This is a genomic window from Mesorhizobium mediterraneum (assembly GCF_002284565.1).
GTDB lineage: Bacteria > Pseudomonadota > Alphaproteobacteria > Rhizobiales > Rhizobiaceae > Mesorhizobium > Mesorhizobium mediterraneum.
Genome location: NZ_NPKI01000051.1, coordinates 104,425 through 118,501 on the forward strand (window position 1 = coordinate 104,425; position 14,077 = coordinate 118,501).

At 63.3% G+C, this 14,077-nt stretch carries 14 protein-coding genes; 5 read left to right on the forward strand and 9 right to left on the reverse strand.

Features of this window, described 5'->3' with window-relative positions:
* Positions 1–82: 82 nt before the first annotated feature.
* The 8 genes from CIT25_RS34530 to CIT25_RS34565 form a co-directional block, all read right to left on the reverse strand.
* Positions 83–454 carry an endonuclease domain-containing protein gene (locus CIT25_RS34530; protein WP_095489535.1) on the reverse strand — a complete coding sequence of 124 codons (372 nt, stop codon included), beginning with the start codon at positions 452–454 and terminating at the stop codon, positions 83–85.
* A gap of 259 nt (positions 455–713) precedes the next feature.
* The gene (locus CIT25_RS34535) at positions 714–2,912 is read right to left on the reverse strand and encodes an esterase-like activity of phytase family protein (RefSeq protein WP_095489676.1); all 2,199 of its coding nucleotides are present in this window, start codon (positions 2,910–2,912) and stop codon (positions 714–716) included.
* A 150-nt stretch (positions 2,913–3,062) separates the two neighbouring features.
* On the reverse strand, positions 3,063–4,079 hold the full coding sequence (locus CIT25_RS34540) for a glycoside hydrolase family 25 protein (RefSeq protein ID WP_095489536.1): 1,017 nt from the start codon (positions 4,077–4,079) through the stop codon (positions 3,063–3,065).
* Between the two features lie 176 nt (positions 4,080–4,255).
* Positions 4,256–4,471 (reverse strand): hypothetical protein, encoded by a 216-nt coding sequence (locus CIT25_RS34545; protein WP_095489537.1) that lies wholly within the window; start codon positions 4,469–4,471, stop codon positions 4,256–4,258.
* 139 nt (positions 4,472–4,610) lie between these two features.
* Complete coding sequence (locus CIT25_RS34550; protein WP_095489538.1) at positions 4,611–5,009, reverse strand: GFA family protein; 399 nt, start codon at positions 5,007–5,009, stop codon at positions 4,611–4,613.
* A 217-nt stretch (positions 5,010–5,226) separates the two neighbouring features.
* On the reverse strand, positions 5,227–6,183 hold the full coding sequence (locus CIT25_RS34555) for an alpha/beta fold hydrolase (RefSeq protein ID WP_095489539.1): 957 nt from the start codon (positions 6,181–6,183) through the stop codon (positions 5,227–5,229).
* A gap of 26 nt (positions 6,184–6,209) precedes the next feature.
* Positions 6,210–6,695, reverse strand: a complete 486-nt coding sequence (locus CIT25_RS34560; protein ID WP_095489677.1) for an SRPBCC family protein — start codon at positions 6,693–6,695, stop codon at positions 6,210–6,212.
* A 139-nt stretch (positions 6,696–6,834) separates the two neighbouring features.
* Positions 6,835–7,083: a ParB N-terminal domain-containing protein gene (locus CIT25_RS34565; RefSeq protein WP_095489540.1), complete on the reverse strand. Its 249-nt coding sequence runs from the start codon at positions 7,081–7,083 to the stop codon at positions 6,835–6,837.
* Between the two features lie 157 nt (positions 7,084–7,240).
* Here CIT25_RS34565 and CIT25_RS34570 point away from each other — a divergent pair, with 157 nt between their 5' ends.
* From CIT25_RS34570 to CIT25_RS34590, 5 genes are read left to right on the forward strand one after another with little or no spacing between them, the layout of a single operon-like run.
* Entirely contained in the window at positions 7,241–8,881 is a 1,641-nt protein-coding gene (locus CIT25_RS34570) for a N,N-dimethylformamidase beta subunit family domain-containing protein (RefSeq protein WP_095489541.1), read from the forward strand.
* Between the two features lies 1 nt (position 8,882).
* Positions 8,883–10,262, forward strand: coding sequence for an aminotransferase family protein (locus CIT25_RS34575; protein WP_095489542.1), 1,380 nt, complete (start codon positions 8,883–8,885; stop codon positions 10,260–10,262).
* Positions 10,263–10,264: 2 nt separating this feature from the next.
* Positions 10,265–11,185: a 3,5-dioxohexanoate:acetyl-CoA acetone transferase gene (gene kce / locus CIT25_RS34580; RefSeq protein WP_095489543.1), complete on the forward strand. Its 921-nt coding sequence runs from the start codon at positions 10,265–10,267 to the stop codon at positions 11,183–11,185.
* 47 nt (positions 11,186–11,232) lie between these two features.
* Entirely contained in the window at positions 11,233–11,757 is a 525-nt protein-coding gene (locus tag CIT25_RS34585; RefSeq protein WP_425351776.1) for a GNAT family N-acetyltransferase, read from the forward strand.
* Positions 11,754–12,785, forward strand: a complete 1,032-nt coding sequence (locus CIT25_RS34590; RefSeq protein WP_095489544.1) for a histone deacetylase family protein — start codon at positions 11,754–11,756, stop codon at positions 12,783–12,785. The genes CIT25_RS34585 and CIT25_RS34590 overlap by 4 nt, the downstream gene beginning before the upstream one ends.
* 18 nt (positions 12,786–12,803) lie before the next feature.
* On the opposite strand, the gene CIT25_RS34595 is transcribed toward CIT25_RS34590, so the two are convergent.
* Positions 12,804–14,069 carry a cysteine desulfurase-like protein gene (locus CIT25_RS34595; RefSeq protein ID WP_095489545.1) on the reverse strand — a complete coding sequence of 422 codons (1,266 nt, stop codon included), beginning with the start codon at positions 14,067–14,069 and terminating at the stop codon, positions 12,804–12,806.
* Between the last annotated feature and the right edge of the window lie 8 nt (positions 14,070–14,077).

Consider the following 14,077-nt stretch of genomic DNA (forward strand, 5'->3'; position numbering starts at 1 on the left):
GCGTTTCGTCCAACACCCCTCAACCGTCTTGGCGCTGCGCGCCGATCCACCTTCTCCCACAGGGGGAGAAGGCAAGACCGCGCTACCGCCACGGCTGCAAACTCTCATCGCGGACATAAGCCATGATGGTGTCGCAGACGGCGTTCAAATCCCGCAGCACGTCGTCGTTCCAGAAACGCAGCACACGAAAGCCCCTCACCTTCAATTCGGCTGTTCGCTCCCGGTCATAGTTCGAATCCGCATGCTGGCTGCCGTCGATCTCGATGATCAGCCTGGCCTCGGCGCAAATGAAATCGGCGATGAATTTGCCGACAGGAACCTGACGCCGGAATTTGATGCGATCGAGCCTGCGCCCGCGCAGCTCGTGCCACAGGCGGTCCTCCGCCTCCGTTGGCTCGCGGCGCATCGAGCGGGCGAAACGACGTTTGGTCGGAGCAACGGGCTGATGCGGCATGGGGCGAGATTACCCAGCCTCGGCGCTCCGTCCAGCACCATCGTCACGCAAATCGCGGACATTCGAGATTGGCCGAAGCGCGGAATGCCGCGCCTTTCCTTCTCTCCTTGTGGGAGAAGGTGTCGCCGAAGGCGACGGATGAGGGGTGTTCCAGCTTGGCGCCGACGGCACTCCGTCCAGCACCCCTCAACCGTCTTGGCGCTGCGCGCCAATCCACCTTCTCCCCTTGTAAGGGGAGAAGGGAAGAACTGCCCCAGTCTCAATTCACGGCGCTGATATTGCCCAAGCGTAAAAACAGCGTTTCGCCGGAGGAATCATCGACGCCGTCATTGTCGGTGGCGACGAAGATGTCGCCGTTCTTGTCGATGGTGAAACCTTCGACCTTGTCGACGACATAGCCGTTGGTGGCTGATTTCAGGTCGCCGATGATGTCGCGCACCAGCGTCTTTTCTATCAACGGCAGTTCGCCACCGAGCTTGGCCGGCTTGAAAGCGTCGAGCGCCACCGAATAGACGCGCTTCACCTTGGCCAGGTCGCCGATCTGGTTGTCGCGTTCGAGGATGTAGAGCTTGCCGTCATGCGCGGCGATCTCCGACAGGCCCATCCAGCCAGCTTCGGTCGCTTCGAGCGGATAGCGCACCGCCGACCATTCCTTGGCCTTCGGCTTGTAGGCCAAAAGCTTGACCTGGCCCTTAGGATCGTCGGTCCATTCGCGCTGCACTGCCATCACCAGCGTCAGCTCGTCGCCTTCGCCGATGGTCGTGATGCCTTCGAGACCGAAGCGGGTCTGGTGGGCGAGCAATTCCATCGGGAAGCCGATTTCCTGCTTGATCTCGCCCTTGTCATTGACGCGCAGGATGGCGTGCGGGACGAGCTTTGCCGGATCGCCTTCATTGGCCAGCCAGAAGCCGCCTTCACCGTCGGCGACAAGGCCTTCGATGTCGAGCTTCTGCGCAGGATGGCCGCCACGCGTGACGATGGTCTTGCCGGCGATCAGCGCCGGCGTCTGCGTGGCGTCGATCTCGAAGATCGAGGGCGCGTTGGCGTAGAACGAGTCCGAAGCGGCGAACAGCTTGCCGGCAGTGTCGCCGGCCGCGAGCGCCGAAAGCGCACCCCAGCCGAGCGGCGTGCCGTCTGCCGCGAGCTTTGCCGTGATCATCGGGTAAGTGGCGGGGCCCTCGGAGCGCTCGTAGACCATGACATGCGAGCGGGCGAGCCCGTCCTCGACCAGGTCGGCCTCGTTGGCGGTGACCAGCAGATTGCGCGATGGGATCGCGACCAGGCCTTCCGGGGCGATGCCGGAGGGCAGGATCTGGGCAAACTGAGGCTCAGCACCGGTGTCCTTGTAGACGCCGACAACAGAGCCACGCTCCGAAGCGACGAAAATCAGCCTGTCTTCGCCGAAGGTGCCGGTCTCGAGACCTTCCGGCTCGATGCCCTTCTTGTTGCGGGCGTCGGGATAATGACCGGCATTGGCAACCTCATACTCGAAGGACGGGCCGGATTCGTAGAGAACCTCACCCTTCTTGCTGAAGATCGTGAAACCGCGCGAGCCGCCCTTGTAGTCGCCTTCGTTGGCGACGACGAGACGGTCATTGTCGAGCCATTTCACGGCATCGGGTTCGCGAGCGACGTTTTCCATTTTGCCATCGAAGGACAAGGCGCCGTTCTTCTTGGTGTCGATCTTGTCCAGCGTGGCGGAGCCTGCGGAGAAGTGAGTGACGATCGCGCCGGTTTCGGCGTTGACGATGGCGATGTGGTTGTTTTCCTGCAGCGTGACCGCTATCTCGCCAGCCTCGTTGAAGGCGACGAATTCCGGCTCCGGATCTTCAGCCGCGACTGCGGCAATGCCCGCCAGGTCCACGGTCTTCATCGTCGCGCAATCGGGCTGGCCTTCGGCAAGCGTGAAAATCTTGAGGTCGCCCGCCGGCATCTGCGGTATTTCTCCGTCGTTCACCTCCTCGTCGCGCTCGTTCTCGATGGCGATGGCGAGGAACTTGCCGTCCTTGCTCAGCGCCAGCGAGTCCGGCTGGCCGCCGAGGTCGCAGGTGCTTTCGATCGCCTTGGAGGCGAGGTCGATGACGGTGAGGTTGCCCGAAGGCTTGGCCTTGCTCTCCGACGTGTTGACGCCGGCCAGCACCTTGCCGCCGAGGACAACGACCGAGGTCGGCTCGCCGTCGATCTTGACGATGCCGCCGGCCTTGGGCGCCTTGGGGTCAGTGATGTCGATGAAACCGACCGCACCGAGCGGGCTGTCGGAATAGACCAGCGTCATGCCGTCTTCGGAGGCCGCGATGATCTCGGACGAAGTCGGCGTGGCCTTCTCGACGTCCGCCGGGAGGTTTCCGGCGATCGCGAAGCTCGCGACCCGGTTGAACATCATGTCGGCATGGGCCGGCAGCGAAACGGAGGCAGCAAGCGCTGCCGTCAGGACGAAAAGCGCGGAATGGCGGGGCACGGATGGCGTCTCCTGTTCGGATGGAAGCCACCTGCTTTGGAGGAGCGACATTTCAATGCGATGACGGATTCATGACAATTCCGCGACAGGCGGTCAGGGTCCGTCGATATTCACGTCGCGCTGGCCTGCAAATGCGGTCTCTGCGACCGCCTACTCCGCCTCGGCCACCATCTGCCGCCCGCCAACCCAGTTCCGCCAGGCTCTCTCGTCGCCGTGGAAGACGTTGAGGTCGATGCGGCCCCTCACGCCGTGCGACAGGCCGGAGCCGGAATACTGCCAGAACACCCATTTGCGGCCGGGATAGACCTTTGACGGATGCTGTGCCACCGCCCGCAGCCAGAACGGATAATCCAAGAATGCGCCTCTGAGATTGTCGCGGTAGAAATCGGGCGCGGTGTAGATGATGGGTCGCTGGCCGTAGTGGCGTTCCAGCTTGTCCATGAACACCTGCATCTTCTCCAGCACCTTCTGCCGCGACGGGCGCCGCTTGCAGCTGGATTCGCCGTTCCACTCAACGTCGATCACCGGCGGCAAGGCGCCCTCGACCCTCGGCACGTTGCGGATGAACCAGTCGGCCTGCTCGCCGGCCGTGCGGCACCAATAGAAGAAGTGATAGGCGCCGCGCTTGAGGCCGGCAGCGTCGGCATTGCGCCAGTTCTTCCTGAACATCGGGTCGAGATGATCGCCGCCGTCGGTCGCCTTGATGTAGGCGAAGTTCGCGCCCTGCGCGCGCAGCTTGTCCCAGTTCACGTTGCCCTGCCAGCGTGAAACGTCGACGCCGTGAACGGCGAGGTGCCTGGGCGAGGCCCTGCCGAAATTGATCGGCTTGGCGTCACGAAAACGATAGCGCTGGACCGGCTCGGCGAGGATCGGTGCTGCCCGCGCCAGCCGCTTCGGCGCCACCAGGGCAATTGGCTCGGCGGGTGGTTCAATGCTTTCCACAGGCTCTGGAGGAGCCATCGCCACGGCTTGGTCCATCGCCTCTTCCTGAGCGAAGGCGGGTGCGGCATCGGCGGCACCGACCGACGCGATCGGCGCGGGCGGCCGCACAACCGAGCTGGTCGTCTCGCTGGACGGCACTTGCAGCGCGTCGACGCCGGACGTCGACGTGCAGCCGGCAAGGCACAGCGCTGCGATCGAGAAGATAACGACGCCTGATAACCGCATCTGGACCTGTACGCAAAACACAACAGACCGATGGCAAGACAGCGCCGCCGGACAAACCAGTCCAGATTACTAACGAGAAATTACCAACAAAGTTTGAATCAAATTGTTAGGGGCTTCTTCGTCGAAGCGTCCGCGGGACAGCGCGAAAGACCGCTGACCCTGTCAGGCACTGTTGCCTAGCTGCACAGCCATAGCTTGTGGCAGGTCTCGGCTACCATGTGAGCCGGCGGTACAAAGCGATCGGGGTTGACCGGCGCATTATCCTCCGCCCGGCGAACCTTTTCTTCAAGCAGCGTGCGAAGCGCCGCTGGCTGCACGCGATCGCGTTCCATCACGAGCTTGATCATCGGATCGCTCAAAAGCTCATCCAGGGTGTTGATTCTGTCGTTCATCCGTCGCCTCCTCGACCGCCGACCCGCACGTAATAGATAGGTGGCAATGATGGCTCGCCAATGACGCTTTGCCGGCTATCTCGTGTCCCGGATGAAAAAAATTGGGCACGCGCCTTGCCTCTCCCCTTCCGGGAAAAGGTTAGGCGGGCGGCGGCGCGCCTTCATATTGCGGCAGTCCATCGTCGAGCTGTACCCAGGGCTGCTTCGAGGCGGTCCACATATGCATCTGCGGCTTGAACATGGAGGGATCGTCGAGCGAGCCTGACGTGATGCCGATGATGCCGGCGGAATCGCGGCGGGAAAACAGCGTCGTGCCGCAGCCCGGGCAAAAGCCGCGCTTGAGATCGGGCGAGGAATTCACCAATGCCACCGGTCCTTCTGTCGTCACGTCGTCGATGCGGAACAGCACGCGGGCGTTGAAGGCCGCGCCCAACGCCTTCTGGCAAAGCCGGCAATGGCAGACACGCTCGTTGATTGGCGCCGCATCAGTGCGGTAGCGCACGGCCCCGCACAGGCAGCCGCCCTGATATTTCGCCATTGCCTGAGCCCCTCTTTCCTAGGATTGGCGGCAAGGTAGCTGCCGGCATAGCAGCGTCAATTGAAAAGCTTTGATGGCGCCATCTCTTGGCGTGATGCGACCGACGAGACTCGTGGTGCGGTTTCAGCAGCCGCTCTGCTGTTCTGGTCAGGCGTAACGCGCAACGAGCGTCGCCGGCCATCTCGCGGGAGACAGCAGGCAAGCGATTGTCAGGCGGTCAGTTCGTTTCGCTGACGATCTCGTCCCAGGTCTTGACCTTGGTCTCGCCATTGAGGAAGGGCAGCGCGGCGGCCACCAGTTCCGGCGCGAAGAACACGTCGTAGTGGGTGCGGTTCGGCAGGATGGCCAAGCGGTTCTGTGACAGGTTCTCGCGCATCCAGCCGGCGTCCTTCAGTCCGCCGCCGAGCATCTGATAGAACTTGATCTCGTGCTCTGGCCGGTACATGTCGCTGTCGCCGAAAGCCAGCATGACGGGCATCTTCAGCTTCGGGACGTCGGTGGAATAATCGTAGTCCTTGCGCATATAGGCGCCGAGCTGATCGAGCAGCTTCGGGAAATCCTGCGGATGCGGCGCGACCGCCATGTAGGATTTGTACATCGGCGTCTCCTTCATCATGTCGGCCATCGCCGCGCCAACCTGCGCCTGCTGGCCGCGCATCTCGGGATAGAAACCGTCGGCGGCATAGCCGGTCGAGACCAGGACCAGCCGGCGCACTGCCTCGGGATGCTGGACGGCCATGCGGAAGGCGACGCCGCCGCCCAGCGAATAACCCATGACATCGACCTGCTCATAGCCGAGCGCCTTGACGATCGCCGCCATGTCGTCGCCCATCGCCTCCAAGCTCAATGGCCGGTCGCCGAGCGCGGTGCGGCCGTGGCCATGCAGGTCGACGCCGATGACGGTGCGGTTTTCGGCAAGCTTCGGCAGGATCGGCGCGAACATATCGGTCGTGCCGAGCCCGCCATGCAGCAGAAGCAGCGGTTCGCCCTTGCCATAGACGGCATAATAGTAATTCAGGCCGTTGATCGGCAGCAGGCCGGATTTCGCCGGCTTCGGCATTGCTTTCGTTTCGGTCGTCATGGCGGGCTTTGCCTCCTCGGCTTTGGTGGCGCCCGGCGCAGCGAACAGTGCTGCGGCCGAGGCGAAAATGGCGAAAAAAATCGATCTGGACATGTCGGTCTCCTCCCGTCCCGCTGATATCAAAGCCGTTTGGCGACTTCTTCGAGCTGGTCGGCGCACTGGCCCCAGCCCTCGTGAAAGCCCATCTTCTCGTGCTCTTCGCGGTCAGTGACGGACCAATGCGCAACCCGGGCGATGTAGCGGGTCTTGCCCTCGCCCTCATCCTCGAAGGTCAGCACGACCGTCATGAACGGTTTTTCGGACGGCTCCCACGCCTTCGTATAGGCGTCGGTGAGAACGATCTTCTTGCCCGGCACGACTTCGAGGAAGATGCCGGGATTCGGGAATTCATTGCCGTCGGGACCCGCCATGACAACCAGGCTGGAGCCGCCGGTGCGCACATCCATTTCGGCGCGCGGCGTCGTCCACGGCTTTGGCGCGAACCATTGCGTCACGAGCTTCGGCTCGGTCCAGCAGCGGTAAACGTTCTCGCGCGGCGCATCGATGATGCGGGCAAGAACCAGTTCACGGTCCGAGCTGGGGGCGATATCGAGCTTGGTGGTCATGATGGTCTCCTCACTGGCTTGCAAAAGAGTCGGCTTGAATGCCGGTTTCCGTCTCAAGGACGAGCGGGCAACGCGCAGCCCGACACGGGTCTCGCGAAAAACTTCGCCAGGCCGACTCCGGCGAACGCCGAATGAGAGCTTAGTGGCGCTTGGCTTGCACCAGATAGGCGTCGATGTCGGTCTCGCCGAGCCACTTCGCCGCTTCCAGCCGGTGCAGGCCTTCGACCAGGATATGGCGCTTGCCGTCATGGCGCACCTGGATCGGGGTCTTCATGCCGTTTTCCAGAATGTCCTCGGCCAGATGCCGGACGGTTTCGGGATGCAGTGTCTTCTTGCGCGCGGTCGGCACGTAGATGTCGTCCACCCTGACCTTTTGCACTCTCAGCATGTCGGCTCCTGTGGCGGAAAAGGCCGCCCTTTGTGAGATAATCTGTTTGGCAGGCAAGGCCAAGGCCGGCTGTGAGCTATCGCTGGCCCGATCGTTTCCAATTGACGGTTGGCCGCCAGATGGTCGAAATGACGCGTTCGACCCTTCACAGGCGTTCATGACCAAGCTTCCTACCGAATTCCCCGATTTCGGACTGACGCCCCACCAGCGCCGGCAAGCCGTGCGCGGCCACTATTACGAGTGGCCGGGGATGGATGGCGAACACGGCGAGATCTGGTGCTACAGCGATCGTTTTTCATACCGCCGGAGCGAGATGGTGGTGCTGCATGTCAGCTCGACGGCGTCCAGCTGCAGCATGTCGATCGTCCGCGACGGCGGCACCGAAACTAAAATGTTCGACAAGGCTGGGATCGCGGCGCGCTGGCAGGATACACCCGACCAATGTTCGGTCGTGGGCTGCGGCTGGGATGCGTCGTTTGAATTCCGCGTCGGCGACGACTGGCCGTCCGGAGCCTACCGCGTCACGCTGACGGCGGACGGCCGCGACGGCAAGCCGATCCGCTGCCACCATCTTTTCATCGTCGGCCCGCAGCCCGGCAAGAAACGCGGTCGTGTGCTGCAGGTTGCAGCCACCGGCACCTGGCTTGCCTACAACACGTGGGGCGGCTCCAATCATTACGAAGGCATCACCGGTCCGAACCGCGACCAGTATGCCTCAATGGTGTCGACGCAGCGGCCATGGTGCCGCGGCTTTGTGGTTCTGCCGAAGGAGGCGCCGCGTGTGCCGCTCGAGGTCGCCGTGCCGCCCAAGACCGTGCCGCGCTATCCGCATATGGAATGGGCCTTCGCCACCGGCCATTCGAAGAAATATGCCTCGTCCGGCTGGGCAAGCTATGACAGCCACTTCTTTCGATTTGCCGAGCGCGCCGGCTATGCCGCCGACCTTGCCAGCCAGCACGAACTGCATTTCTCGCCCGAAATCCTCGACGGCTATGACTGCGTTGTCTTCGTCGGACATGACGAATACTGGACCTGGGAGATGCGCGACGCGGTCGACGCCTACGTCGAGCGCGGCGGCCATGCGGCGCGCTTCGCCGGCAATTTCATGTGGCAGACGCGGCTGGAGGACGAGGGCCGCCGGCAGGTCTGCTACAAATACCGCGCCCGCGCCGAGGATCCGGCCTATCGGGGCGGCGACGTGACCCGCGCCACCAATTCCTGGGAAGCACCTGAGATTGGCCGGCCGGGTGCCGCGACCTTCGGGCTCAATGCGACGAGGGGCCTCTATGCCGGCTGGGGCGGTTGCGCGCCGCGCGGCGTGCGCGGCTTTCCGATCTACCGGCCGGAGCACTGGGCGTTCGCCGGCACAGGCATCTACTATGGCGACCTGCTCGGCGCCGACAGCCATGTCTATGGCTATGAGGTCGACGGGCTCGATCACGAAATCCGCGGCGGCCTGCCCTACCCCACGCCCGACAGCGGCGCACCCGATGGGCTGCAAATTCTCGCCGTCGGCATGGCTAGCCAGGTCGAGGAGAGCGCCGACATTGCGTTCGAGGACCAGTTTCTCGGCGATGCCGACGGCCGCTTTTCCGCCGAGACGCTGTTCGGCGAGGCGAGTGACGCCAATCTCGACAAGGTCAAACACAGCAACGGCATGATAGTCAATTTCCGGCGCGGCAAGGGCGAGGTGTTCCACGCCGGAAGCTGCGAATGGGTCGCCGGCCTGCTAAAGCAGGACCCGATGGTCGAGCGCGTCACCAAAAATGTTCTCGACCGTTATCTTGGAAAGCCATGACATGCTGAAATCCCAGACCCCTGCTCCGGACACCGAGACGCGCCCGCCGTCGCATCTGTTCTATCTGTCCAGCCTGCGCCGGCCGCTGGTTGATCGCGCCGAAGGCATTTACATCTGGACGCAGGACGGCCGCCGCTTCATCGACGGATCGAGCGGACCGATGGTCGCCAATATCGGTCATTCCAACCGCAACGTGCTCGACGCGATGAAGCGGCAGATGGACCGCGCCACCTTCGCCTACCGGCTGCATTTCGAAAACGAGCCGGCCGAGGAGCTCGCGCGGCTATTGGCTACCAAACTCCCCGAAGGGATGGACCGCATCTTTTTCGTCTCGGGCGGCTCGGAAGCGACGGAATCTTGTATCAAGCTTGCCCGGCAATGGGCTGTCGCCACCGGCCAGCCCAAGCGCTGGAAAGTGATCACGCGCTTTCCCTCCTATCATGGCGGCACGCTTGGTTCGCTGTCCGTCACCGGCGACGATGCGCTGGCCGAAACTTTCGCCCCGATGATGCAGGTCATGCCAACCGTGCCGGCACCGGCCGCATGGCGCGATCGTGACAATCTCTCGCTGGAACAGCGCGGCATCCGCTACGCAGACATGCTGGAGGAGAAAATCCTGGCCGAGGGACCGGAAAGCGTCCTCGCCTTCATCATGGAGCCGGTCGGCGGCGCTGCCACCGCGGCGCTGGTGGCGCCGGACAGCTATTATCCGCGCATCCGCGAAATCTGCGACCGCTACGGCATCCTGCTCATCCATGACGAAGTGATGAGCGGTGCGGGCCGCACTGGAAAATTCCTCGGCGGTGACCACTGGAATTGCAAGCCCGACATTGTCGCGCTGTCGAAGGGGCTGGGCTCTGGCTACGCGCCGCTCGGCGCGCTGGCGGCACCGATGCGGCTGGTACAGCCGGTGCTCGCATCAGGCGGCTTCCAGCATGGCCATACCTATGCCGGCAATCCGCTCGCCTGCGCCGCCGGGCTCGCTGTGCTTGGCGAGATGGATCGTCTCGGCATGATCGCCAATGCGGCTGACATGGGCGACCTTTTGATGGGCGAGTTGAAGGGGTTGGCCAAGCGCTTTCCGTTCATCGCCGATGTGCGTGGCAAGGGCCTGCTCCTAGGTGCCGAGATGGTCGCCGACCCCGATACGCTGAGACTGATCGCGCCGGAGAAGAAAGCCACCCAGCGCCTGCTCGACCTCGCCTATGAGCGCGGCCTGATCATCTATGGGCGAAAGGTCAAGGGTGGCGTCGACGGCGACAATTTCATGGTGGCGCCGCCGATGATCGTCACCCGAGAGCAGATCGGCGAGATCGTCGCCATCATCGGCGACTCGCTGCAAGTATTGGCCGGCGAGCTCGACCTGCCGGTCGAAGGCTGAAAATGGCGCCGCGAAAAGTCATCATCACCTGCGCCATCACCGGGTCGGTGCACACGCCGTCAATGTCGCCGCATCTGCCGGTGACGCCGGACCAGATCGCCGCAGACGCAATCGCAGCCGCCGAAGCCGGCGCCTCGATCCTGCATCTTCACGCCCGCGACCCCAAGGACGGGCGGCCAACGGCCGATCCCGATGTGTTCATGCAGTTCCTGCCGCGCATCAAGCAGGCGACATCAGCGGTGATCAACATCACCACCGGCGGCTCCTCGCTGATGACGCTCGACCAGCGTCTGGCCGCACCGCTCAGGGCAGAGCCCGAAATGTGCTCGCTCAACATGGGCTCGATGAATTTCGCGCTGTTCCCGATGCTCGACCGGCCAAGAGAGTGGCAGCACGAGTGGGAGCCCAAGCTGCTGGAGGCAACCCGCGACACGATCTTCAAGAACACTTTTGCCGACATGGAGACCGTGCTCGAAAGACTTGGAGACGGCTGCGGCACACGCTTCGAATTCGAATGCTACGATGTCGGGCACCTCTATTCGCTGGCGCATTTTCGCGACCGAGGGCTGGTGTCGGGACCTCTGTTCATCCAGTTCGTGTTCGGCATACTGGGAGGCATCGGCGCCGACCCCGACAATCTGGTGCATATGAAGCGCATCGCCGACAAACTGTTCGGCGACAGCTACCAGTTTTCGGTGCTGGCTGCCGGACGCCACCAGATGCCGATGATCTCGATTGCGGCGGCGATGGGCGGCAATGTCCGCGTCGGGCTGGAGGACAGCCTTTACGATGGCCGCCAGCTGGCGAAGTCCAATGCCGACCAGGTGCGCCGTATCCGCAGCGTGCTCGACGGGCTGTCGCTGGACATCGCTACCCCCACTGAGGCGCGCGAGATGCTGGCGCTCAAGGGTGGCGATAGGTAGCGTTCTGAGATGGTTGCTTTCACTCCCCTCTTGCCGCCTCGCTTGTCGTGACAATTGCCAATCCAGCCTCCAAAAACATCATCATCCGGCCCGGCACCGTCGAGGACGTTGAAACCATCCATGCCGCGATCCTGCGGCTTGGCGCCCATATCGGCGCGCCCGAGGAAATCACTTCTACGGCCGAAGACCTCCGCACCTATGGGTTTGGCGAAAAACCTGCCTTCTCGACGCTGATTGCGGAGGTCGGCGGCGAGTTCGCCGGCCTGTGCCTGCATTTCCCGATCTTCTCGACCTGGATGGGGCGGCCCGGCGTCTATGTGCAGGACCTCTATGTCGAAGACCGGTTTCGCGGCCGCAAGATCGGTGAACGTCTTCTGCGGCGTGCCGCGGCGCAATGCCGGAAGGACGGCGGCGCCTACCTCAGACTGTCCGTCGACACCGACAATGAAACCGCCAAGGCCTTCTACGAAAGGCTAGGCATTGCCTGGTCGAGCTACGAGCAGGTGCAGAAAATCGTCGGCGACGCGTTCTTTGCCTTCGCCGATGCGCCGGACGATGAGGATCCAAGATGAAAGCCTTCTATGCCGAAGAACAGAAGCGCCACGATCCCAAGGCGTTCCTCTCCAGCGGCGCCCAAAAGCCCAATCCGGAAAAACCGGAACGCGTCGAACGGCTGCTCGCTGGCGCAAGGGCTGCCGGCTGCACGATCGAACGGCCGAGGGATCATGGGCTCGGACCGGTCGCGGCGGTGCATACGCCGGAATATCTCGATTTTCTCGAGCACATCTTCGCGCGCTGGCAGCACATCGAGGGCGCTTCGGCGGAAGTGATCCCCAACATCCACCCGATCGCGCGGAACGGCTCCTATCCGGCCTCGGCGGTCGGCCAGGCCGGCTACCACATGGCCGACACCGCTTGCCCGATCTCCGGCGAGACATGGCAGAGCGCGCTGTGGAGCGCCTGGAGCGCGGTCGAGGCCGCCGAGGCGGTGATGGCGGGCGCGCCGGCCGCCTATGCGCTGTGCCGTCCGCCCGGCCATCACGCCTTTGCCGATGTCGCCGGCGGCTTCTGCTTCATCAACAATTCGGCGGTCGCGGCACAGACGCTGCGCAAGAGTGCGGCGCGGGTGGCGATCCTCGACGTCGACCTGCATCACGGCAACGGCACGCAAGGCGTTTTCTATGTGCGGCCGGACGTGCTCACCGTCTCGCTGCATGCCGATCCGGCGCGTTTCTATCCATTCTTCTGGGGCCATGCCGACGAGCGCGGCGAAGGGCTAGGCCTCGGCTACAATCTCAACCTGCCGCTGCCACGCAAATCCGGCGATGCGGCGTTTCTCGAAGCGCTGGACGTGGCTTTCCAGCGCATTCGCGCCTTTGCGCCCGAAGCACTTGTGGTGGCGCTCGGCCTCGACGCCTTCGAGGGCGATCCGTTCGGCGGGCTGTCGGTGACGACGCCGGGCTTCTCGCGCATCGGCGAGGCCATCGCCGGGCTCGGCCTGCCGACGGTCATCGTGCAGGAAGGCGGCTATCTCTGCGACGAACTCGGCGACAACCTTACTGCGTTCCTCACCGGCTTCGGCTGCGGCAGGAAGCGTTGATATCAGCCGGATGTCGCGTCAGCATCGCTCCTGTCGCAGCATGGCGATGACACGGTGCACGCTCTCCAGCGTCTCTTCGATCTCGGCCGCCGTATTGTAGTGAGCGATGCCGATGCGCACGACGCCCTGCTCGGCGGGGATGCCGAGCTGGTGGACGATCTCCCAAGCATAGTTGTGGCCCGACCACAGGAAGATGTTTTCAGCATTCATCTGCCGCACGATCGTCTCCGGCACGATGCCGTCGACGGTGAAAGAAACCGTCGGCACGCGCTCCCCGACACGGGCCGGATCGGTGATGCCGCGGATCGTCAGGCCGGAAATGTCCGACAGCCCGTCGATCAGTCTTTGCGTCAGCGGGTTTTCGTAAGCGATTGATCTTTCGAACGCCTTGGCGATCCTGACGCGGCGCGAGCCACCCTCGCCTGCCGCAATTCCCAGCTCCGCAAAATAATCGACCGCGGCCGTCAGTCCGGCCATCAGTTCGATCTGCGGCGTGCCGAGTTCGAACCGCTCCGGCAGAGTGTCGGACGAACAGCGGCATTTGTACGGTTTCAGCGCATCGATGACATCCAGCCTGCCCCACAATATGCCCATATGCGGGCCGAAGAATTTATAGGCCGAGCAGATCAGGAAATCGCAGCCGAGGTCCTGCACGTCGATCAGTCCGTGCGGCGCGAACTGCACGGCGTCGACATAGACCAGCGCGCCGGCCTGCTTGGCAATGCCGGTCAGCGCCTTCGCCCGGTTGATCGATCCGGTCAGATTGCTGGCGTAGTTCAGGGCGACCAGCCGCGTCCTGTTGGTGAGCAACGCGGCAAGCGCCGCCTCCTCGATCTGCCAGCTCTGCTCGTCGAAAGCCAGCCAGCGTACGACAAGACCAACGTCTTCAGCCAGCTGCAGCCACGGCGATACGTTGCCCTCGTGATCCATGCGGGTGAGGATGATCTCGTCGCCCGGTTTCATCGTGCGGCCGAGCGTGCGCGACATGTGATAGGTCAGCGTCGTCATATTGGCGCCGATGATGATTTCCTGCGGGCTCGCAGCACCGAGGAAATCGGCCATCGCCACATGGGCGTCGTCGACAACCTGTTGCGCCGCGATCGTGGTTTCGAAGAAGCCGCCGAGATTGGCGTTGGTGGTCAGCAGGCAGTGCGACACCGCGTCGGCAACCGCTTGCGGCACCTGCGTGCCGGCAGGGTTGTCGAGATAGATGCGACGACGGCCCTTGTCAGTCAGCGAAAGTGCTGGAAATTTCTCGCGCACGACCTCGATTGGAAAATTCACTTTTTTCT